Annotated in this window: 19 protein-coding genes; 12 read left to right on the top strand and 7 right to left on the bottom strand. The window is 73.8% G+C overall.

Annotated features, from left to right (window positions below; translation table 11 throughout):
- Window positions 1-307: 307 nt before the first annotated feature.
- The 4 genes from H9641_RS04960 to H9641_RS04945 all read left to right on the top strand — a co-directional run bounded on the left by H9641_RS04960 (window position 308) and on the right by H9641_RS04945 (window position 3,377).
- Window positions 308-643: a YnfA family protein gene (locus tag H9641_RS04960; protein ID WP_191801576.1), complete on the top strand. Its 336-nt coding sequence runs from the start codon at window positions 308-310 to the stop codon at window positions 641-643.
- Between the two features lie 101 nt (window positions 644-744).
- Window positions 745-1,959 carry an LLM class flavin-dependent oxidoreductase gene (locus tag H9641_RS04955; protein ID WP_191801575.1) on the top strand — a complete coding sequence of 405 codons (1,215 nt, stop codon included), beginning with the start codon at window positions 745-747 and terminating at the stop codon, window positions 1,957-1,959.
- Between the two features lie 166 nt (window positions 1,960-2,125).
- Window positions 2,126-2,749: an FMN reductase gene (locus tag H9641_RS04950; protein WP_191801574.1), complete on the top strand. Its 624-nt coding sequence runs from the start codon at window positions 2,126-2,128 to the stop codon at window positions 2,747-2,749.
- A gap of 121 nt (window positions 2,750-2,870) precedes the next feature.
- Window positions 2,871-3,377: a DoxX family membrane protein gene (locus tag H9641_RS04945; RefSeq protein ID WP_191801573.1), complete on the top strand. Its 507-nt coding sequence runs from the start codon at window positions 2,871-2,873 to the stop codon at window positions 3,375-3,377.
- 57 nt (window positions 3,378-3,434) lie between these two features.
- Here H9641_RS04945 and H9641_RS04940 read toward each other — a convergent pair whose 3' ends face one another.
- Window positions 3,435-4,430 carry a hypothetical protein gene (locus H9641_RS04940; RefSeq protein ID WP_191801572.1) on the bottom strand — a complete coding sequence of 332 codons (996 nt, stop codon included), beginning with the start codon at window positions 4,428-4,430 and terminating at the stop codon, window positions 3,435-3,437.
- A complete protein-coding gene (locus H9641_RS04935) occupies window positions 4,427-4,897 on the bottom strand; it encodes a hypothetical protein (RefSeq protein WP_191801571.1) in 471 nt (156 codons plus the stop codon). The genes H9641_RS04940 and H9641_RS04935 overlap by 4 nt, the downstream gene beginning before the upstream one ends.
- Before the next feature lie 9 nt (window positions 4,898-4,906).
- Between H9641_RS04935 and H9641_RS04930 the strand changes: the two genes are divergently transcribed.
- A complete protein-coding gene (locus H9641_RS04930; protein WP_191801570.1) occupies window positions 4,907-6,280 on the top strand; it encodes an ion channel protein in 1,374 nt (457 codons plus the stop codon).
- A 31-nt stretch (window positions 6,281-6,311) separates the two neighbouring features.
- Here the strand turns inward: H9641_RS04930 and H9641_RS04925 are convergent, their stop codons facing one another.
- Complete coding sequence (locus H9641_RS04925) at window positions 6,312-7,016, bottom strand: M15 family metallopeptidase (protein ID WP_191801569.1); 705 nt, start codon at window positions 7,014-7,016, stop codon at window positions 6,312-6,314.
- A gap of 297 nt (window positions 7,017-7,313) precedes the next feature.
- Between H9641_RS04925 and H9641_RS20620 the strand changes: the two genes are divergently transcribed.
- The 4 genes from H9641_RS20620 (at window position 7,314) to H9641_RS04905 (ending at window position 13,055) form a co-directional block, all read left to right on the top strand.
- Entirely contained in the window at window positions 7,314-8,498 is a 1,185-nt protein-coding gene (locus H9641_RS20620) for a sensor histidine kinase (RefSeq protein WP_191801568.1), read from the top strand.
- Window positions 8,495-9,280: a response regulator gene (locus tag H9641_RS04915; protein ID WP_191801567.1), complete on the top strand. Its 786-nt coding sequence runs from the start codon at window positions 8,495-8,497 to the stop codon at window positions 9,278-9,280. The genes H9641_RS20620 and H9641_RS04915 overlap by 4 nt, the downstream gene beginning before the upstream one ends.
- Before the next feature lie 74 nt (window positions 9,281-9,354).
- Window positions 9,355-10,155: a bifunctional hydroxymethylpyrimidine kinase/phosphomethylpyrimidine kinase gene (gene thiD / locus H9641_RS04910; RefSeq protein WP_191801566.1), complete on the top strand. Its 801-nt coding sequence runs from the start codon at window positions 9,355-9,357 to the stop codon at window positions 10,153-10,155.
- A 221-nt stretch (window positions 10,156-10,376) separates the two neighbouring features.
- Complete coding sequence (locus H9641_RS04905; RefSeq protein ID WP_191801565.1) at window positions 10,377-13,055, top strand: phosphoenolpyruvate carboxylase; 2,679 nt, start codon at window positions 10,377-10,379, stop codon at window positions 13,053-13,055.
- Window positions 13,056-13,172: 117 nt separating this feature from the next.
- On the opposite strand, the gene H9641_RS04900 is transcribed toward H9641_RS04905, so the two are convergent.
- Window positions 13,173-13,955 carry a deoxyribonuclease IV gene (locus H9641_RS04900; protein WP_191801563.1) on the bottom strand — a complete coding sequence of 261 codons (783 nt, stop codon included), beginning with the start codon at window positions 13,953-13,955 and terminating at the stop codon, window positions 13,173-13,175.
- A 57-nt stretch (window positions 13,956-14,012) separates the two neighbouring features.
- Window positions 14,013-14,627 carry an SRPBCC family protein gene (locus H9641_RS04895; RefSeq protein ID WP_191801561.1) on the bottom strand — a complete coding sequence of 205 codons (615 nt, stop codon included), beginning with the start codon at window positions 14,625-14,627 and terminating at the stop codon, window positions 14,013-14,015.
- A gap of 103 nt (window positions 14,628-14,730) precedes the next feature.
- Between H9641_RS04895 and H9641_RS04890 the strand changes: the two genes are divergently transcribed.
- Together H9641_RS04890 and H9641_RS04885 are read left to right on the top strand one after the other, a co-directional pair.
- Window positions 14,731-15,030 carry an MTH1187 family thiamine-binding protein gene (locus H9641_RS04890; RefSeq protein WP_068627689.1) on the top strand — a complete coding sequence of 100 codons (300 nt, stop codon included), beginning with the start codon at window positions 14,731-14,733 and terminating at the stop codon, window positions 15,028-15,030.
- A 147-nt stretch (window positions 15,031-15,177) separates the two neighbouring features.
- Window positions 15,178-16,731: a restriction system modified-DNA reader domain-containing protein gene (locus H9641_RS04885; protein ID WP_191801559.1), complete on the top strand. Its 1,554-nt coding sequence runs from the start codon at window positions 15,178-15,180 to the stop codon at window positions 16,729-16,731.
- Window positions 16,732-16,843: 112 nt separating this feature from the next.
- On the opposite strand, the gene H9641_RS04880 is transcribed toward H9641_RS04885, so the two are convergent.
- The gene (locus tag H9641_RS04880) at window positions 16,844-17,737 is read right to left on the bottom strand and encodes an ABC transporter permease (protein ID WP_191801557.1); all 894 of its coding nucleotides are present in this window, start codon (window positions 17,735-17,737) and stop codon (window positions 16,844-16,846) included.
- Window positions 17,734-18,831 (bottom strand): ATP-binding cassette domain-containing protein, encoded by a 1,098-nt coding sequence (locus tag H9641_RS04875; protein ID WP_191801555.1) that lies wholly within the window; start codon window positions 18,829-18,831, stop codon window positions 17,734-17,736. The genes H9641_RS04880 and H9641_RS04875 overlap by 4 nt, the downstream gene beginning before the upstream one ends.
- Window positions 18,832-18,916: 85 nt before the next feature.
- Between H9641_RS04875 and H9641_RS04870 the strand changes: the two genes are divergently transcribed.
- On the top strand, window positions 18,917-20,041 hold the full coding sequence (locus tag H9641_RS04870; protein ID WP_191801553.1) for a helix-turn-helix transcriptional regulator: 1,125 nt from the start codon (window positions 18,917-18,919) through the stop codon (window positions 20,039-20,041).
- Window positions 20,042-20,533 lie beyond the last annotated feature (492 nt).

The following is a 20,533-nucleotide window of genomic DNA, read 5'->3' as shown; positions in this document are numbered from 1 at the left end:
GTGGTCGGCCGTGAGCAGCCGGGCGACGCCGGGCACGTCGACGAAGCGCGCGCGCCGGACGGTCACGTGCGGCGTCCCGGCGGGCGTATCGACGGACCCGGGCGGCGCGAGGCGCGCTTCCGTCGCGCTGTGTGCGCCACCCGGCTGGGCGGTGGGGTGCGTGGCGTCGGGCATCGGGTCTCCGGTCCTCGGGGCTGTGGCCTCTCGCCAGTCTGGTCCCGGAGCCTGTGAGGGGACTGTGCGCGAAGATGTGGTGCGCTGCCGAGCTCCGCTCGCCCCGCTGCCCGCGCGACCCCGAGGAGACCCCGTGACCGTCCTGCGCTCGATCCTGCTCTTCGGCGCTGCCGCGCTCTTCGAGATCGGTGGTGCGTGGCTGGTCTGGCAGGGAGTCCGCGAGCACAAGGGGTGGGTGTGGATCGGGGCGGGGATCGTCGCGCTCGGGCTCTACGGGTTCTTCGCGACGCTCCAGCCGGACGCGAGCTTCGGGCGGATCCTCGCGGCGTACGGGGGAGTGTTCGTCGCGGGGTCGCTCGTGTGGGGCATGGCGGTCGACGGCTTCCGGCCCGACCGCTGGGACGTGGCCGGCGCGCTGCTGTGCCTCGTGGGGGTCGCGGTCATCATGTACGCGCCGCGTCCGGCGTGACCCACGCCACTCCCTGGCGCGGGGAATAACCTCGGCACCCTCCCGGTTCTCCTCCAAGTACATGCAAATGCATCAACTTGTAGGTCGAGGGAGCAACCCCCATGCAGTTCGGCATCTTCACCGTCGGCGACGTCACCACCGACCCCGTCACCGGTCGCACGCCCAACGACACCGAGCGCGTGCGGTCCATGCTCACCATCGCCAAGCACGCGGACGAGGCAGGTCTCGACGTGTTCGCCACGGGTGAGCACCACAACCCCCCGTTCGTCCCGTCGTCCCCCACGACGATGCTCGGCTACCTCGCCGGGCAGACGAAGAACATCATCCTGTCGACCTCCACGACGCTCATCACCACGAACGACCCGGTGAAGATCGCCGAGGACTACGCGATGCTCCAGGTCATCTCGGACGGCCGCATGGACCTCATGATGGGCCGCGGAAACACCGGACCCGTCTACCCGTGGTTCGGCAAGGACATCCGCGAGGGCGTCAACCTCGCGATCGAGAACTACGCGCTGCTGCGCCGCCTCTGGGAGGAGGAGGTCGTGGACTGGCAGGGCAAGTACCGCACGCCGCTCCAGGGCTTCACGGCCACGCCGCGCCCGCTCGACGGCGTCGCGCCCTTCGTGTGGCACGGCTCGATCCGCACCCCGGAGATCGCCGAGCAGGCCGCCTACTACGGTGACGGCTTCTTCCACAACAACATCTTCTGGCCCATCGGCCACACCCAGCAGATGGTCCGGTACTACCGCCAGCGCTTCGAGCACTACGGGCACGGCCAGGCGGACCAGGCGATCGTCGGGCTCGGCGGCCAGGTCTTCATGCGCAAGAACTCGCAGGACGCGGTGCGCGAGTTCCGGCCCTACTTCGACAACGCGCCCGTCTACGGGCACGGCCCGTCGCTCGAGGACTTCAGCGCGCAGACCCCGTTGACCGTGGGCAGCCCGCAGGAGGTCATCGACCGCTACGGCGCCATGCGCGAGCACGTCGGCGACTACCAGCGCCAGCTCTTCCTCATGGACCACGCGGGCCTGCCGCTCAAGACGGTCCTCGAGCAGATCGACCTGCTGGCCGGCGAGGTCGTCCCCGTGCTCCGCAAGGAGATGGAGGCCAAGCGTCCCGCCCACGTCCCGAGCGACCCGCCGAGCCACGCCCAGCGCGTCGCGAAGGCCCGCGCCGAGGGCAAGATCGCGGAGCAGGTCGTCGCGGCCGCTGACCACTGGACGGGCAAGACCGCAGAAGACGACATCGCAGCCGCCGAGGCTGTCGAGGGCACCGCGGACACCGCCCGCAAGGGCTCCGCGTTCGGTCTCTGACCGGACGCCCGCCCGGGGGAGACCCCGGGCGACCGGGCCGCCCTTGTGGCCAGGGGCGGCCCGGACCCCAGCACCACCCGGCAGGCCACGAGAGCGCCACGCACCGCCCGCCGCACGCACCGTGCGGCACACTCGAAGAACACTCACGAACCAGGAGCACCACCTCATGACCGCTCGCCAGATCGTCGCGATCTCCGCCGGCCTCGGCCAGCCGTCCTCGACCCGCCTGCTCGCCGACCGCCTGTCCGCCGCCACGGTGGCCGAGCTCGGCGACCTGGGCGTGACCGCCGAGGTCACGACGGTCGAGCTGCGTGATGTCGCCCACGCCATCACCGACGCGATGCTCACGGGCTTCGCGAGCGGCGACCTCGCCGAGGTGATCGAGAAGGTCACGGGCGCCGACGCGCTCGTCCTGGTCACCCCGCTGTTCACGACCACCTACTCGGGGCTCTTCAAGTCCTTCGTCGACATCCTCGACAAGGACTCGCTCCAGGGCATGCCCGTGCTGCTGGGCGCGACGGGCGGCACGTCGCGCCACTCGCTGGCCGTCGAGTACTCGATGCGCCCGTTGTTCACGTACCTGCACGCGGACGTCGCGACGACGTCGGTGTTCGCGGCCACGGACGACTGGGCCGCCGAGGGCGACAGCACGGACGGCGCGGGTCCGCTCCCGGCCCGCATCCGCAGGGCGGCCAAGGAGCTCGCGGGCACGGTCGCGGCCCGCGACCCGCGCACCACGACGGGCATGTTCGACGGCGTGCCCTCGTTCGCTCAGATGTTCGGCCAGTAGCCGCGCCGACCGGGTGAAAACGCGGCGTGACCCGCATCACTCACCCGGTCCGCGGTCTCCTTCTGGATGTGCGCCCGACGACGAGGCGCCGACAACCCACCACATCCAGAAAGGCACGTCCATGTCCACCCTCTCCGTCGACGGCCCGGCGATCTCCCGCCGAGGCTCCGTCTCCACCCACCTGAGCGACGCCGTCGACGCCCTCGCTCGCCTCCTGACCCGCTGGTCCGTCCCGGCGCTGCGCGTCTCGCTCGGGCTGGTCTTCCTCGGGTTCGGGATCCTGAAGTTCTTCCCCGGGGCCAGCCCGGCCGAGGTCGTCGCCGAACGCACGATCGACACCCTGACCCTCGGACTGGTCCACGGCTCGGTCGCCGTGGTCGGCACGGCGGTCGTCGAGTGCTTCATCGGGATCACGCTCGTCACGGGGTACCTGCTCCGCGCGGGCCTCGTGGTCCTGGCCGGCGCGTTCGTGGGCATCCTCGCCCCGACGGTCCTGTTCTTCGACGAGCTGTTCGGCTCGGGCATGACGCTCCTGGGCCAGTACGTGCTCAAGGACGTCGTCCTGGTCGCCGCCGCGACGGTCGTCGGGGCCTACGCGCTCGGCGCCCGGCTGCGTCGCACGAGCTGAGCGACCCACCGGCAGACGAGCACCACCGGACGCAGCACGAGGAGCGGCGGACGGGAGTCACTGACCCACCGTGACCCCCGTCCGCCGCTCCTCGTCGCCGGGCGCCCCGTCGGGCACGGGGGCGCCGGCACCCCCGGCCCCCGTCCCGAGGCGCCGACCCGTGCCCCTGCCAGGGCTGAGCACACCACCGAGCAGCCGCTGGTCGGGCCGCAGCGCGAGGGGAACCGCGACCGCGGCCGCCGTCAGGACCCACGCCGAGTAGTCCAGCCCGAGGAACACCCAGATGCTGCCGTGCATCGCGGCGACCGCGAGCACGAACGGGATCCGCGTGACCCGGATCGCGAGCCACAGGGGAGCCGTGAGCTCGAGCGCGAGCGCCCCGCCCGCGAGGGCCTGCGTGAGCACGGGCTGGTCCGCGATGGTCTGGACCCACCGGGCGCCGAACGGGGACCCGCCCGCTCCCTGGCGCAGCACCCAGGACATGTTGTCGCTGAAGACCCACTCGGGGCCGCTGTGCCGCAGCTTCTGCGCTCCGGTCAGGAAGTACACCGTGGCGAGGGTCGCGAGGGCAGCCCGCGGCGGCCATCCCCAGGCCGAGCCACGCAGCGCGGTGCGCGCGGGGCGTGGTGGATCGGCGGCGAGCAGCAGCGCGACCGCGACCGTGACGGTCAGGACGTCGTTGTGCAGCACCTTGCCCGAGCTGCCCCACAGGGCGGTGAGCGCGGTGTAGGTGCACCACGCGAGCACGAACCCGGCACGCCCCCTGCGGTGCGCGACGACGAGCGCGACGCCCGTGAGCCCCGCGACCTGGACCGCGACGAGCAGCCACGCGGGCGGGGTCAGGGCCAGCCAGCCCATGACGTTGCCGTGGTCGGTGAGCGCCGCGGGGCGGCGGGCGATCGCGGTCCAGTCGCGCGTGGCCAGACGCAGACCGATCACGAGCGCGAGCAGCGTGCGGACCTCGAGCAGCCGGTGCGCCGGGCCGGGGGCGAGCAGCGCCCGGTCGACGGCGAGCGCGGTCCGGCGCAGCGACGACCCGGCGGCACCGCTCACGGTGTGACGTCCAGGACCGTCTCGCGGGACCGCTCGACCCACTGGTCGGCCCCCGCGGGCAGGGTCCGCACGGTGCGCTCGAGCCGCACCGAGCGCACGGTCCGGGGGTCGATCCCGGCCAGCCCCAGCCAGGCCGTCACCATCTCCTGACGCCGGTCGGGCGCGGCGCCCGCAAGGTCCTGGTACTGGCGGGTCGTGGTGGCGAGGGGGGCGTCGCGGTCGGCCGGCCGCACGACCACGTCCCCCTCGGTGGTCGCGGCCACGAGGTCGAGGCTCACCGTCGTGCCCGTGCGCACCTCGCTGAAGAGCCGGTACGCCGTGAACGGCCACAGCTCGGCCTCGACGGCGGCGGTGAGCAGGAGAGCGAGGACGAGCCCGTAGGTCACGAGGCGTGCGCGGCGCTGGCCGGTCGACGGGGAGGCGGGCGCGGCTGCCCTCCCCGGGCGCGCTCGCGCCCTGCGTGCCACGCTGGGCGCATGCCCGACCGGCACGACGACGCGTCAGCCACGCCTCCACCGACGCCCGCCCCCAGCCCGCCGGACGCCCCCGCGCTGCGCACGCTGCTCGAGCTCTCGCTCCCGGCCGTGCTGATCGGGATCGTCGCGGCGGTCGTGCTGTGGGCGCTCGACCAGGCGTCCGCAGCGGTCGAGGACGTCCTGTGGACGGACCTGCCGGGCGCGCTGGGCGTGGACCCCGACGCGCGCTGGTGGATCTTCGCGATGCTGACCGGCGCGGGGCTGCTCGTGGGCCTGGTCGTGTGGCTCGTGCCGGGGCACGGGGGCCGGGACTCGGCGACGACCGAGCTCATCGCGCCCCCGCTGCCGCTGCACGTCCTGCCGAGCCTCGTGATCGTCACGGTCCTGGGGCTGGCCGGCGGCGTGAGCCTGGGCCCGGAGAACCCGATCATCGCGATCAACACCGCGCTGCTCGTGGCCGTCGTCGCGCGGCTGTGGCCCAAGGTCCCCACGGACCTCGTCGTGATGCTCGCGGCGTCCGCGACGATCGGCGCGCTGTTCGGCACCCCGGTCGCGGCCGCGCTCGTGTTCACGGGGGTCGTCGCGGGCTTCCGCAGCGGGGGCCCGCTGTTCGACCGGTTGTTCCTGCCGCTCGTCTCGGCCGGTGCGGGCGCCATCACCATGGACGCGATCGGCCGCCCGTTCGCCGCGATGGACCTGCCCGACCTCGGCATCCCGGACATCGGCGACGTGGGGACTTCCCTCCTGATCGCGACCGCCGCGGCGGGCCTGGCGCTGCTCGGGGTCCTCGCGTTCCCGCACGTGCACCGCTTCTTCCACTCGATGCGCAACCCCGTGCTCTACGTGACGCTCGGCGGCGTGGTGCTGGGCGTCCTGGGGGCGATCGGCGGGCCGCTCACGCTGTTCAAGGGGTCGGAGCAGTCGTTCGAGCTCGTCCAGCAGCGTGCCGACTTCTCGACGTGGAACCTCGTGCTCATCTTCGCGATCAAGCTCGTCGCGCTCGTGGTCGCCGCGGCCGCAGGCTTCCGGGGAGGGCGGATCTTCCCCGCGGTGTTCATCGGGGTCGCGGCCGGCGTCACCGTCAACGCCGCGCTGCCGGGGATCCCGCTCGGACTGTCGATCGCGAGCGGGGTGCTCGGGGTCGTGCTGGCCGTGGGACGCGACGGGTGGGTCGCGCTGTTCGTCGCGGTCGCGGTCGTGGGCGACGTGGGCGTCCTGCCGCTGCTGTGCATCGCGATCCTGCCCGTGTGGCTCCTGGTGCGCAGCGCTCCCGAGATGCTGGCTGCTCCCGACCCGTCGGAGGAGCCCCCGACCCCGACGGGCCACCCCTCAGCTGACGGCCCCGTGCCGGGACCGCGGACCGGGACGCCCTAGCCGGACCGCGTCCCAGGGGGCGCCCCCGACCTCACTCCCACCCCACGCGCGAGTCCTCGTGCATCTCGGGGCACGTCCCGCCGGGTTCGATGACGGCCTCGAAGTGCCACATCTCGTTCGCGTAGGTCCGGCACAGGCCCAGCTCCGCGCCGTGCTCGCCGAGCCAGAGCGAGCCGTCGGTCGCCCCGACGTCGATCGCCGTGCCCGCCACGTGCGCCGAGGCCTCGGGCGGCAGGACCCACCTCTTGGCCTCCTCGAGCGAGCCGCGCTTGCGGACCACGTCCTCGACCACCTGGGCCTGCTCATCGGCCGACCGCCACCCCGAGACGAGCGTCAGCTCGATCCCGTCCTCGGCCGCGAGCGCCTGCGCCTGCTCGAACCGGCGGACCAGCTCGGGGTCGAGCCCGGTCGCGGGTGCCTCGGCCGCCGAGCCGGTCGCGTCCGGGGCCGCTCCCGCGCCACGGCCGGCCCCGGAGACGGCCCCGGACGACGGGGTGTCGGGGGCCAGCAGCCGGTACGCCGAGACCCCGCACGCGACGAGCGCGGCGACGACGACCGCGGCGTAGACGCGGTCCGCGGGGCTCCGGGGTCGACGAGCCGAGCCCGCGGACGAGCGACCGGACGGCCACGCCCGACCGGACCGGGCTCGCGGCCTGCCCCGTCGCGCAGGTCGTGGGCCCGCGGCGCCCGGGCCAGGCACGAGCGAGTCGAAGCTCGGCGGCGGGGGTGGGGGCACGGGGCTCGTCGGCGGAGGGGGTGACGGCACAGCGCTCGTGGGAGCTGCACCCGACGGTGCAGCAGCGGCCGGGCCGACCGGCAGGGAACCGACAGGGGGCGGAGGAGGGACGTCGAAGGTCATGTCTCGACCCTCGCCGCGCGGCCCTGTCCGGGGCATCGCCCCCCGGGGCCGTCCTCGCCCTGTCCGCAGGGCGCGTCGCACCCGGGTGCGTTCGTCCCCGGGGCGGACGCGACGTCGTCGGACACCAGCCCCAGGGCGGACTCGCCCCGGGGCGGTCCTGGATACGGTGGGAGCGTGCAGCCCACCCGCCGTGCGCCCGAGCGGGCCCAGGACCTCCTCGTCGCGCTCGCGGTCGGGCTGGTCTGGTTCGGCGGAGTCTGGTTCATGTACCAGGGGGACTACTGGATGCCCCGGGACATCCGGTCGTACTGGTGGACCGGCGCCTGGCTCGTCCTGACGCTGGCCCTGAGGCGCGTCGCGCCCGGTGGGGTCTTCTGGGTCACCGCGGCGTTCTACCCCCTGTTCCAGGACGACGCCCTGAGCAACCAGTTCCATCTCGTCCCGCTCCTCGTGGCGGGCTTCGGCGCGACCCGCGAGGGAGCGGTACCCCCTCCGCTCGCGGCGCTCGGTGTCGTCCTGTCGGGCTGGTCGCTGCACATGAGCAGCCTGCATGGGTACGGCTACTGGGATCTCATGAGCATGTCGTCGCCCTCGGGAATCCTCACCACGGTCTCCCTGGCGCTCGCGGCCGTGGCGCTCGGGTGGATGGTCCGGCGCATCGCCGTGACGGGCGAGGCCCTGCGCGAGCGCAACGAGGAGCTCACGGCCCTGCAGGGTGCTCTGGCCCAGCAGGCGGTGCACGCCGAGCGCACGCGCATCGCCCGCGAGCTGCACGACGTCGTCGCGCACCACATGTCCGCGATCGTCGTCCGGGCGCAGGCCGCGGACCGCGTCGCGCCCAACCAGCCCCAGGCACCGGCCGAGGCGGTCACCTGGATCGCCGAGGAGGGCAAGAAGGCGCTGACCTCGATGCGGTCGGTCGTGCACGTGCTGCGCCGCGAGACCGGGGAGGCGCTCGAGCTCGCCCCCGCCCCCGCGCTCGACGACGTCCGGGCCGCGGCCGCCCGCCTGACCGAGGCCGGCCGGGAGGTCGAGCTCGACCTGCCCGACGACCTGGGCGACCTGCGGCCCGAGGTGAGCCTCGCCGTCGTGCGCATCGCCCAGGAGGGCCTGACGAACGTGCTGCTGCACTCGCTCGCCCCGCGCCTGCGCCTCGAGATCGTCGCGACGCCCGGGTACGTGCGCGTCGCGGTCCGCGACCCCGGGCCACCCCTGCCCGACAACCCCGACCTGCACGGCGGCAACGGCCTGCTGAACATGCGCGAACGAGCCCTGTCCTGCGGCGGCACGCTGTCCGCAGGACCCGACCAGAGCGGCGGCTGGCGCGTCCAGGCCGTCCTGCCCCGGGAGACCCCATGAGCCACAGTCCCGTCCCGTTCCCCCACCCGGAGGACCGGCGCCCACCGGCCCCCGCCACCCTGCACGTCGTCGCGGAGAGCCGGCCGTTCACCGAGCCCGTGCGCGTCGTCGTGGTCGACGACCAGGCGACCATCCGCCTGGGCCTGCGCATGATCCTCGACAACGAGCCCGACATCACGGTCGTGGGCGAGGCCGCCGACGGCGTCCAGGGCGTCCGCATGGCCCGCGCCCTGCTGCCCGACGTCGTCCTCATGGACGTGCGCATGCCCCACCTCAACGGGATCGACGCGGCGGCCCAGATCTCCGCCGACCCGGCGCTCGCGGGCGTGCGCACGCTCGTCCTGACGACGTTCGACGACGACGAGTACGTCTACGGCGCGCTGCGGGCCGGGGCTGCGGGGTTCCTGCTCAAGGACGCCGACCCCGAGTCGCTCGTGAGCGCGGTCCACCGCGTGCGGGCGGGCGACAGCCTGCTCGACCCCGGTGTCACGCGCAGGATCATCGAGCGGTACGTCGAGCTCTCCGACTGGCACGCGGGCTCGGGCGTCGCGAGCGCCCCCGGCGTTGGGTCGGGGCTCGAGCTCGCGACCCCGCGCGAGCGCGAGGTCCTGCTGGCCGTCGCGCGCGGCCTGTCCAACAAGGAGATCGGGGACGAGCTCTTCCTCTCCGAGGCGACCGTCAAGAGCCACGTGCGCTCGCTCCTGACCAAGGTGGGGCTCACGAACCGCGTCCAGCTCGTGATCCTCGCGTACGAGGCGGAGCTGGTCCGCCCGGGTCGGTGAGCCGCGCGGCGTAGGCTTTCCCGGGGGCTCGGCCCCGGTCCCACCACTCTTCCTCGAAGGACACAGGCAGCACCATGGTCAACCTCGCGTACGTCATCGCCGGATCGGAAGCCACCGGGGGAGCCGGTATCCAGGCCGACCTCAAGACGTTCCAGGAGCTGGGCGTCTACGGCGTCGGGACCCTGACGTGCATCGTGTCGTTCGACCCCCAGAACGACTGGGGCCACCGGTTCGTCCCGGTCGAGCCGCAGGTCATCGCGGACCAGTTCGAGGCCGCGACCAGCACGTACGACCTCGACGTCGTGAAGATCGGCATGCTCGGCACGCCCGCGACGATCGACGTCGTGGCCGAGTCGCTCGCGAGCCAGCGCTGGCACCACGTGGTCCTCGACCCGGTCCTGATCTGCAAGGGCCAGGAGCCGGGCGCGGCCCTCGACACCGACACCGCGCTGCGCGAGAAGATCCTGCCGTTCGCCACGGTCATCACCCCCAACGTGTTCGAGGCCAAGATCCTGTCGGGCATGGACACGATCGAGTCGGTCGACGACCTGGTCGAGGCCGCCGAGCGCATCCACGCGCTGGGCCCGGACTTCGTGGTCGTCAAGGGCGGCGTCGAGCTGCCGGGCCCGGACGCGGTCGACGTCCTGTTCGACGGCCAGGAGATCACGGTCTTCTCCGTCCCCAAGGTGGGCGAGGAGCGCGTGAGCGGTGCGGGCTGCACGTTCGCCGCGGCGATCACCGCGGAGCTCGCCAAGGGCAACGACGTCGAGCGCGCGGTGGGCGTCGCGAAGCAGCTGGTCACCGAGGCGATCGAGGCGCGCGTGAGCTCGCACGCGCCGTTCGACACGGTGTGGCAGGGCGCGTACACGGACTGACACGGCACGGGAGGGGTGCGGCGCCAGGGTGGTCGCGCCCGGCCCGACGACGTCACGCGCCCGGGCGAGGTCTCCTCGCCCGGGCGTCGTGCTGCCCGGGGAACCGACCGCTCCCCGGGGCGCGCTCTCGCGGTCCGGGAGCCCCTCGCGGGCCGACCCGGACCGACCACCAGGCAGACGCATGGACGCGCCGGGACCCGGAGCACTTAGGCTTCCGACCTGTGAGCGACAACCTTCCCCCCGAATCCACCGACGGCAACGGCCGCACGGGCGCCCGGCACGAGGTCCCGGCGCCGCTGCGTGACGACGTCCGCCTCCTCGGCCGACTGCTCGGCACGGTCCTGACGGAGACGGGGGACCCCGCGCTGCTCGACGACGTCGAGCACCTGCGCGAGCTCTCGATCCGCGCGTACGGCGAGCACGCCGACGCCGCGCTCGAGGAGGCCGAACGCCTCGTCGAGAGCTTCAGCCACGAGCGCGCCGAGCAGGTCGCCCGCGCGTTCACGGTCTACTTCCACCTGGCGAACCTCGCCGAGGAGCACCACCGGGTGCGCGTCCTGCACGACCGCGAGGCCGAGCTGGCCCCGTCCGTGGTCGACGACACGCTGCCCGAGGCCTTCACGCAGCTCGCGGACGAGGTCGGTCACGCCGAGGCGCTCGCCCGGCTCCAGCGGCTCGAGTTCCGCCCGGTCCTGACGGCCCACCCGACCGAGGCCCGCCGTCGGGCCGTGTCCGCCTCGATCCGGCGCCTGTCCGCGCTGCTGACCGAGCGCGACGGCCTGCCGGCCGGCGGCGCGTCGCTCGCCGAGAACGAGCGCAAGCTCCTCGCCGAGATCGACGGCCTGTGGCGCACGTCCCCGATCCGCGCCGCGAAGCCGACCCCGCTCGACGAGGTCCGCACCGCGATGAGCGTGTTCGACGCGACCCTCTTCTCGGTGTTCCCCACCGTCTACCGCCGCCTCGACGACTGGCTCCTGGCCGACAAGGCGGGCCACGACCGCCCGCTCGCCGCACCGTTCGTGCGCCTGGGCACCTGGATCGGCGGCGACCGCGACGGCAACCCGAACGTGACCGCCGAGACCACGCGCCAGGCCGCGGCCATCGCGGCCGACCACGCGCTCCGGGCCCTCGAGCAGGCGGCCCAGCGGATCGGGCGCACGCTCACGCTCGACGAGCAGGGCACGCCCGCGTCCGACGGCCTGCGCTCGCTGTGGCAGAAGCAGCGTCAGCTCTCCGAGGCCATCACGGCCGAGGCGGCGTCCGAGTCGCCGTCCGAGCCGCACCGCGCAGTCATGCTCGTCGTGGCCCGCCGCGTCGCGGCGACGCGCCTGCGCGACGCGGACCTCGCGTACCAGACGCCCGAGCAGCTCGAGGCGGACCTCAAGGTCGTCCAGGACTCGCTCATCGCGGCAGGTGCGCCCCGCGCTGCCTACGGCGACCTGCAGCAGCTCGTGTGGCAGGTCCAGACCTTCGGGTTCCACCTGGCCGAGCTCGAGGTCCGTCAGCACTCGCAGGTCCACGAGGCCGCCCTCGCGGAGATCGCGGAGCACGGCGTGCACGGCCAGCTGTCCGACCGCACGCGCGAGGTCCTCGACACCTACCGCGCGATCGGCTCGATCCAGCAGCGCTACGGCATCCGTGCCGCGCGCCGCTACATCGTCTCGTTCACGCAGAAGCCCGAGCACCTGGCCGCGGTCTACCAGCTCGCCGAGCACGCGTTCGAGGGCGCCGACGACGCGCCCGTGATCGACGCGATCCCGCTGTTCGAGACCTTCGCCGACCTCGAGGCGAGCGTCGAGATCCTCGAGGCCTCGCTCGAGCTGCCCCAGGTCCAGCGCCGGCTCGCGGAGAACGGCCGCAAGGTCGAGGTCATGCTCGGCTACTCGGACTCCTCGAAGGACGTCGGCCCGGTCTCGGCCACGCTCGCGCTGCACTCCGCGCAGAGCCGCATCGCCGAGTGGGCGCAGCGCCACGAGATCAACCTGACGCTGTTCCACGGCCGTGGTGGCGCGCTCGGGCGCGGCGGCGGCCCCGCGAACCGCGCGGTCCTGGCCCAGCCCCCGGGCTCGGTCGACGGCCGGTTCAAGCTGACCGAGCAGGGCGAGGTCATCACGGCCCGCTACGGCGACGCGACCATCGCCGCCCGGCACATCGAGCAGGTGGCGGCCGCGACGCTGCTCGCCTCCGCTCCGTCGGTCGAGCGCCGCAACGCCGAGGCCACCGCGCGCTTCGCCGACGTGGCCGCCGCGCTCGACTCGTCGTCGCGCGAGCACTTCCACGCGCTCGTCCGCAGCGAGGGGTTCCCGCAGTGGTTCTCCGAGGTCACCCCGCTCGAGGAGGTCGGCCTGCTGCCGATCGGCTCGCGCCCGGCCCGCCGCGGCCTGTCGGTCGAGTCGCTCGAGGACCTGCGCGCCATCCCGTGGGTCTTCTCGTGGTCGCAGGCCCGCATCAACCTGGCCGGCTGGTACGGCCTGGGCACCTCGCTCCGCGAGTTCGGCGACCTCGAGCGGCTGCGCGAGGCGCACCGCGACTGGCCGCTGTTCGCGACGCTCATCGACAACGTCGAGATGTCGCTCGCCAAGGCCGACGAGCGGATCGCGGAGCGCTACCTCGCGCTCGGCGACCGTGACGACCTGGCCGCGAAGATCCTCGATGAGCTGCGCCTGACGCGCGAGTGGGTCCTGAAGATCTCGGGGAGCGAGTGGCCGTTGGCCGGTCGCCGTGTCCTGGGCCGCGCGGTCCAGCTCCGCAGCCCGTACGTCGACGCGCTCTCGCTGCTCCAGCTGCGTGCGCTGCGCGGCCTGCGCTCGGGCGCCGAGGGCCAGTACAAGGACGGTCTGCAGCACCTGCTGCTGCTCACGGTCAACGGCGTCGCGGCCGGCCTGCAGAACACGGGCTGACCTCTCGTCGGACATGCGCTGGTCGTCCGTCCTCGACCCGAGGACGGACGCCCTCCGCATGCTCGGCCGACGCCCACCGCCCCCGGACGCCCGCGGTGAGCTGCGCCGTCGGGCCTCTCAGCCCAGCCGCGAGCGCAGCCAGGCGATGTCCGGGCCCATGTCGCCGTGCGTCTCGCAGATGACGGGCGCCCCGGCCGAGGCGACGACCGCGACCAGCTCGTCGGGCGGGATGAGCCCGTCGCCGAAGTGCGCGTGGCGGTCGGCCCCCGAGTCGAACGTGTCCCGGCTGTCGTTCGCGTGCACCAGGTCGATCCGCCCGGTCACGGCGCGCACCTGGTCCGCGGCGGTGCTCAGGTCGATCCCGCCCGCCCAGGCGTGGCACGTGTCGAGCGTGAACCCGACCTGGTCGCCGCCCTCCGCAGCCCCGATCGCGTCCCACAGCCGCCCGATGCTCTCGATCGTCCGGGCCATCGACTTGGCCCCGCCCGCGGTGTTCTCGATCAGCACAGGGACCTTGGCGTCGAGCGCGTCGATCGCCTTGCGCCAGTTGTCGTAGCCGACCGCGACGTCGTCGGCCGCGGTCACGTGGCCGCCGTGCACGATCACGCCCTTGGCGCCGATCTCTGCCGCTCCGTCGACGATCTTCTGGAGCGACTTGCGGCTCGGGATGCGGATGCGGTTGTTGGTGCTCGCGACGTTGATGACGTACGGGGCGTGCACGTAGACGTCGAGGTCCGCGGCCGCGGCGTCTGTGCGCAGGGCCTCGGCGCCACCGGGGTACGTGAACTCGGCGCCCTTCCAGCCCTGCGGGTCGCCCAGGAAGACCTGGACCTGGTCGGCGCCGATCGCTCGTGCCTGGTTGACGGCGTCGGCCTGGTCGACGTGTGCTCCGATACGCATGGGGCCCACGCTACGTGCAGGGCGGGACGCCCGGCGCGGCGAGCCCGTGCCGGAGCGTCAGACCAGCGCCGCGAGCGCGTCGAGCCGGCGCTTCCAGAACTCCTTGAGCGGCGCGACCTCGTCGAGCGTCGGCACCCCCGAGTAGCTCACCCCCACCCGGGTCCGGGACCCGCCCGCCACGCCCGGGCTCGTCGCGTCGAAGGTCAGGAGCACCCGGCGTGCGCGGCCGGTCGCCCCGCCCACGGCCTCGGTGGGCCAGCGCAGCCGGACGGACCGGTCGATCGTCCGCCCGACGACGTCCAGGTCGCCCGCGACCCCGACCTCCGCCAGGGCGGGACCCAACCACGCGGCGCGAGCGGCGTCGTCGGACACGAGGGCGTAGACCGCAGCGGGCGTCGCGTCCACGGTCCTGGTGACCGAGACGTCGAACGTGCCGTCGGCACGCTGACCCGGCTCGCGCATCCCGCGCTCCTGCTCGTACGCGACCGTGAGCGACTGCGCCCACCACGCGTCGACCCCCTGCTCCTCGACGAGCCAGGTGGCGATCCGGGTGTGCGTCCACCCGGTCGCGCCCTGCGCGTCGAGGAGCTCGAACCATGCTGCCCGGGGCTGTCCCGTCGCGGCCACGACCGCGTCGTCCCCGACCGTCTGCGTGCTGCGTCTGGTGACCATGCGACCACGCTACGGCGCGCCCCGGAGCCCGGCAGAAGATGACGGCGCGCGTGTGCCGCGCGGGCCCGCCCGGTGATCCGCAGGGACGCGGCATGATGGACGCATGGCCATCTTCGCTTTCTCCGTCGCCCCGCTCGGTGCCGGCGAGTCCGTCACGGACTCCGTCGCCGAGGCAGTCCGCATCGTCCGTGCCTCGGGGCTGCCCAACAGGACGACGTCGATGTTCACCGAGATCGAGGGTGAATGGGATGAAGTCATGGACGTCGTCAAGCGCGCGACGGAGGCGGTCGGTGCGGGCGGGCACCGGGTCTCCCTCGTCCTCAAGGCGGACATCCGCCCAGGTCACACGGGGGAGCTGACGGGCAAGGTCGAGCGCGTCGAGGAGCGCCTCGCGCGCGACTGAGCACCGTGCGCCACCGGCATCCCACAGGGTGAAACGGGCGTTTACGGCGTGCACCCATGGGCGTCGTAGGCTATGCGGCAACGCCGCCGTCCCCGGCAGTGTTCGAGGCTGCGTTACGAGCCGTGTCACAAGTCGCAGGAGACCACGATGCCCCTCTTCGAGGTGGACGCCGAGCGTCCAGTTCTCGTCCGCCCGTCGCAGCCGGCGGGCGGGGGGTTCGGCACGGTCGCGCAGCGCGTGGTCGACGGTCACCTGGACGGCCTGCTCGGTGAGCAGATCTTCCCCGTGCGGCAGGGCTCGTCGGTCGACGAGCCGCATCTCCTGGCACTCGACGCGGCCGGGCTGCCCGTGGTCATCGAGGTCGTCGCCGAGCTGACCGAGGAGACGCTCACCCGGGCCATGAACCATGCGGGCCGGGCCGGCCAGCTCACGCGCGCCGAGCTCGCGAGCCGCTACGCCGGGGGTGCGGGGCGCTTCCAGCAGGACGTCTCGACGTTCTACGACAACGTCCCGCTGACCCGCTCGCAAGCCACGTCGCGCGCCACCGGGGCCCGCCTGATCGTCATCTGCTCGAGCGCGGAGGAGGGGATCGTGGACGCCCTCGACTTCCTGCGCCAGCCCGGGTCGTCTGTCTCGGTCCTCAAGCTCGGGGTCATGCACGGCGCGGACGGCCGCCGGTTCGTCGACGTCTCGCCCCTGGTCCCCGAGCGCAGGTCGCGCTCGACGGTTCCGGCGGCGCCGGCGCGTCCTGCGGTCGGGACCCGGTCCGCGGCCGCCACGGCCGACTTCGCGGAGGGCGTCGCGGTGGGCCGCGCGCTGACCGGCAAGCTGCCGATCGTCACGCAGCGCTCGCGCGCGGACCGTCGGCGCGGCACCGAGCTCGACGTCGCGGAGACTCTCTACGGCTCGTCCGCGGGGTCGATGGCCGAGACGGGGCGCCTCGAGCCCGTCCTCGACCCGGTGCTCCCCGCGCCCGTGCCCGCCGCTCCGGTCCCTGCGGACCTCGAGCTGAGCGTCCCGCCGGTCGTCCCCGGCCCGGTGCCGAGCCTTCCGACCGTCCTCCCCGAGCCGCCCACCGTCCCGCCCGTCCCGCTGCTGGCGAGCCCTCCGGGCGACGAGGCGTCGGAGCAGGGCCGCTACTCGTCGTCGTCGGCGTACTCGAGCCCGCCCGACGACGCCCTCTCGTCGCGCACGCCCAGCCGGTCCTCGATCCTGACCCGGGAGTCCATCCGGACGCGCGAGTCGATCCGGACGCGCGAGTCGGTGCTGACGCGCGAGTCCTTCCAGGCCGAGGAGCCCGCGTACGACCCGCTGTCCTACCAGCCGCCCGCGAACGTCCCCGTGGTCGACGCCCTGAGCACGATCGACCCGCTCGGGCAGGGCCTCGTGCCCTCCCCGCCGCCTCCGCCCGCGCCGGCTCTCGACGACGACCCGGACGACGACCCCGACCTCCACGCGCTCGCGCGGTCCTTCGGCACGCCGGTCGCGCTCGTCTGGTCGCGCCCGCGCCGCGGGCAGCGCTTCGAGGCGGTCCTGTACCCGGACGGATTCATCGAGCTGACCGACGGCGCCCGCTTCCGTCACCCGGACGCGGCAGCGGTCGCGGTGTCGGGGACCGCGACGGCCGACGGGTGGAGCGTGTGGCGCCTGGGCGACGGCGGGCCCACGCTCACGGACGCGTTCCGCGAGCAGTACGCCTGACGCCTGGACGCGGCAGGCCGGCGCGACGCCGCTGAGGCCGCCGACGAACGGGAAGGGGTGGCACGCCCGCGGGCGTGCCACCCCTTCTCCGTCCCGGGAACCTGGTGCGGCGTCAGTCCGTGCTGCGCACCATGGTCCGGATCCCCACGGCCAGCCCGACGGCGGCGGTCACCACCGCGGCCACCCATCCCCAGGCGGCGGCCGACGAGGTCAGGTCGCCCGCGAACAGCGAGCGCTCGGCGTCGACCAGGTAGGTCAGGGGGTTGAGGTGGGCAGCGGCGCGCATCCACCCCGGCCCGGTCTCGAGGGGCAGCAGCATCCCGGACAGGATCATGAGCGGGAAGAGCAGCGTCTGCTGCACGAGCCAGAACATCCACTCCTGCTTGCGGACCGCGAGGGCCAGGGCGTAGCTGAGCGACCCGATGCCGACGCCGAAGACCGCGAGCATGAGCAGCCCGAGCACCGCGCCGACGGGGTAGAGCTCGAACCCGAACGGCAGCATCACGAGCACGACCACGACCGACTGCGCCGCGATCGGCACCATCTCCTTGAGCGCGCGCCCCACGAGCAGCGACGGGCGGGACAACGGGGAGACGAGCATGCGCTCGTGCGCCCCGGTGTTGAGCTCCTGCTGGAGGTTGGCGCCCGTGGTCGAGGTGCCGAACAGCGTGGTCATCACGAGGATCGAGGGCACGAACCACTGCCAGACGTTGCCGCCCAGCGTCCCGGCCGCACCCCCGTCCTGCCCGCTGAGCGTGCCGACGAGCAGGGGGCCGAACAGCGCGAGGAACACGAGCGGCTGCACCAGGCCGAACACGACCGAGAACGGGTCGTGGAGCAACGGGCGCAGCTCGCGGACCAGGACGATGCTCGTGTCCCGGGCCAGGCGCGCGACCGGGCCCCCGGGGCGGGTGCCGGGACGTCCAGCCGTCGGGCCGGTGCCGTGGCGCGTGCCCGTGGGCGCCCCACGGCCGGGGGCGGAGGTGGTGGTGTCGACGGTGCTCATGCTGCGTCCTTCCCGGAGAGCGCGGCGCCCTCCGTGGTCCGTGCGGTGGCGTGGTCAGCGGCGCCGGAGCTGTCGCCGGCGCCCGAGGCGCCGTCCTTGTCCGCTGCGCCCGACTCGCGCAGGCTGCGTCCCGTCAGGGCGAGGAACACGTCGTCGAGCGTCGGGCGGTGGACCTGGGCCGTGGCGACCGGGACGCCCGCGTGGTCGGCCGCGCGCAGCAGCGCGGGGAGCAGCGCGGGGCCGTCCGTGACGCGCGCGGTGACCTGCGTGCCGCCGGTCGAGGCCTCGTCGGTCCCGACCTCCCGGACGCCGTCGGCCCGGGAGACGAGCTGTGCGAGGCGAGCGCCGTCGTCGGGCCCGGCGGTCTCGAGGACGACGCGGTCCCCGGCGAGGTCCGTCTTGAGCGCTTCCGCGGTGTCGTCCGCGATGACCTCGCCGTGGTCGACGACCACGACGCGCTCGGCCATGGTGTCGGCCTCGTCGAGGTAGTGCGTCGTCAGGACGATCGTCATGGGCTCGCCCGTCGACGCGAGCGCATCGGCGCGCATGCGCAGGACGTGCTCCCACAGGTTGGCGCGGTTGTGCGGGTCGAGCCCGGTCGAGGGCTCGTCGAGGAACAGGAGCGAGGGCGCGTGGACCAGGCCCATCGCGACGTCGAGGCGCCGACGCTGCCCGCCCGAGAGGTCCGCGACCTTGCGCGTGCGCAGCGAGGTCAGGTCGAGCGCCTCGAACAGCTCGTCGGCGCGGCGCCGCGCGGACCGACGGTCGAGGCCGTAGACGACGCCCTGCGTCACGAGCTCGTCGACGGCGCGCTGGTTGTGGCCCGCGGCGTTGCCCTGCCCGACGTACCCGATGTGGTGACGGACCTGCGCGGGGTGCGCGACGACGTCGTACCCCGCGACGGTCGCGCTGCCCGCGGTGGGCGCGATGAGCGTCGTGAGCATGCGCAGGGTCGTGGTCTTGCCGGCCCCGTTGGGGCCCAGGACGGCGACGAGCTCGCCCGGCTCGATGTCGAGCGAGATCCCGCGCACGGCGTGCACGGTCTCGTGGCGGCTCACGACGAAGTCCTTCGTGAGGGAGCGGGTGTGGATCACGGTGTCCTCCAGGAGTGGGTGATGACTCCACCCTGTCGGGGGTAGCGGTCAGGTTCTGTCCGCTACCTCGTGCGACGCTGGGAGCATGCTCGAGACATCGGCCCGGCTCCTCGCCCTGCTCTCCCTGCTCCAGGCCCGGCGGGACTGGCCCGGGGAGGCCCTCGCCGACCGCTTGCGCGTCAGCCCGCGCACCGTGCGGCGCGACGTCGACCGGTTGCGCGAGCTCGGCTACCCCGTACGCGCGACCAAGGGGCCCGACGGCGGGTACCGCCTCGACGCGGGCGCTGAGCTCCCGCCCCTGCTGTTCGACGACGAGCAGGCGGTCGCGGTCGCGGTCGCCCTCCAGACGACCCACGTGGGCGGGATCGAGGAACCTGCGCGCCGTGCGCTCGCGACCATCCGCCAGGTCATGCCCGCGCGGCTGCGCGGACGCATCGACGCGCTCGAGGTGACCGCGGTCCGGTCTGCGCGGGACGAGGCGCGGCCGGTCGTGGACCAGGCCGTGCTGGTCGCGGTGGGGAGCGCGGTGCGGGCGCGCGAGGTGCTGCGCTTCGACTACGACGGCGGGTCCTCGCCCCTGCTCGGCTCGGGCGAGGCGGCCTTCCGGCCCCCGCGGCGGGCCGAGCCCCACCACCTCGTGACGTGGGGAGGACGCTGGTACCTCGTCGCGTGGGACCTCGAGCGCGAGGACTGGCGCACGTTCCGCGTCGACCGCATGACGCCGAGGAGCCCGACAGGGCCCCGGTTCGCGCACCGGGCGCTGCCGGCCGTGCCGGTCGGTGCGGGCTCGGTCCGGAGCGGCGCGCGGGGCGCGGCGGGCGAGGAGGACGGCCGGGGGAGCGGGGACGGTCCAGGCGCGGGCGCGCAGGCAGGTGGGGCGCGCGGGCGCGACAGGCAGGGAAGAGGGAAGGAGCCCGACGTCGCCACGTACGTCGCGCACGTCTTCTCGCGCCCCCGGTGGCCCGTCGAGGGCGAGGTGGTGCTGCACGCACGGGCAGACGCGCTGGCGCCGTGGGTCGGGGACCAGGGCGTGGTCGAGGCGATCGGTCCGGACAGGTCCCGTCTGGTCGCCGGCTCGTGGTCCTGGCGCGGCCTCGCGGCGTGGGTCGGGATGTTCGACGTGCCGTTCGAGGTGGTCGGCCCCCAGGAGCTGCGCGACGCGGTGCGTGAGCTGGGAGAGCGGTACCGGGGAGCGCTCGAGAACCGGTGAGCGTGGCTCGGCGCTGGTGGAACGGCGGGGCGTCGGGGCGGACGAGCGTGCGCGGGAGTCCGCAGGTGCGGAAGCGTGCGGTGCCAGCGCCCGTGCCGGCGGGCGGTGGCGGGCGCGCAGGAGTCCGCGGGGCGAGGTGCGCGGACGGTCCGGAGCAGCGGTGACCGGGGTCACCTCCGGCCAGGTTGACCTGGGGGTTCACGTCCCCGTAATGTTCTCGAAGTCAGCCCGGCAGGGAGAAACAGACACCACTGCGAAGCTCCTCGGAGCCGCCGCGAAGTGGCTGTTCCCGGGGTTGGAATCCGAGATCTTGAACTGGTCGCCTCGCGCCTCCAGGACGGACGACGGTGCCGATCTTCCAGTTTCGACCCGGTTCGGCCGGGTTTGAAACGAAGAAGCCGGTCTGGTAGGTTTAAGAAGTTGCCCCGAGTGAAGGCCTGGAAACGGGTTGGAGTCGGTGCGTGTCGGTTGCTTGAGAACTCAACAGTGTGC

The organism is Oerskovia merdavium (assembly GCF_014836755.1).
Lineage (GTDB): Bacteria > Actinomycetota > Actinomycetes > Actinomycetales > Cellulomonadaceae > Oerskovia > Oerskovia merdavium.
This window is presented reverse-complemented; position numbering and strand designations above follow the sequence as displayed.